Source organism: Streptomyces sp. NH27 (assembly GCF_056859195.1).
The window spans coordinates 1-794 of the sequence record NZ_JACEGK010001027.1; the positions used below are offsets into that span (position 1 = coordinate 1).

General features: G+C 67.3%; 1 protein-coding gene. It reads right to left on the bottom strand.

What is annotated here, in order from left to right:
* Positions 1-135 precede the first annotated feature (135 nt).
* Positions 136-711: a TerD family protein gene (locus tag AC13HU_RS37820; RefSeq protein WP_483046530.1), complete on the bottom strand. Its 576-nt coding sequence runs from the start codon at positions 709-711 to the stop codon at positions 136-138.
* Positions 712-794: the final 83 nt, after the last annotated feature.

Below are 794 nucleotides of genomic sequence, written 5' to 3' on the forward strand. Positions count from 1 at the left end.
TTCGAACACCGGTGACCGCGACCCCGCGATCTGCTTTCCGCCGGACCGGTGAGACCTCGTCGAAGGCCCCGTCAGGACCTCCTCGAAGGCCCCTGTCCCGTCCGTCAGGACCGTCAGGACCTCGTCATGACCTTCTCAGAGGTTGACGCCGAAGTCCTGGGCGATGCCGCGCAGGCCCGAGGCGTACCCCTGGCCGACCGCGCGGAACTTCCACTCCGCGCCATTCCGGTACAGCTCGCCGAAGACCATCGCGGTCTCGGTGGAGGCGTCCTCGGTCAGGTCGTAGCGCGCGATCTCGGCGCCGCCCGCCTGGTTGAGCACGCGGATGAACGCGTTGCGCACCTGGCCGAAGCTCTGCTGACGGGTCTCGCCCTCGTAGATCGAGACCGGGAAGACGACCTTCTCCACCTCGGCCGGTACGGCGGCCAGGTTGACCTTGATCGACTCGTCGTCGCCCTCGCCCTCACCGGTGAGGTTGTCACCGGTGTGCTCGACAGAGCCGTCCGGGCTCTTGAGGTTGTTGAAGAAGACGAAGTGCTTGTCCGACACGACCTTGCCGGAGGCGTCGAGCAGCAGCGCACTCGCGTCGAGGTCGAAGTCGCTGCCGGTGGTGGTCCGTGCGTCCCATCCCAGGCCGACGGTGACCGCCGTGAGTCCGGGGGCCTCCTTCGTCAGCGAGACATTGCCGCCCTTGGAGAGGCTGACACCCATGCTGGATCTCCCTGCTCGGTTCGGCGCGGGCCGCGCCGCTTGACGATTGCTTTGCCCAATCCGTCCAACGGACACCACCCTGC

Excerpts from the sequence above, each read along its gene's own strand:
- AC13HU_RS37820 (WP_483046530.1), bottom strand. The coding sequence starts at position 711 with ATGGGTGTCAGCCTCTCCAAGGGCGGCAATGTCTCGCTGACGAAGGAG.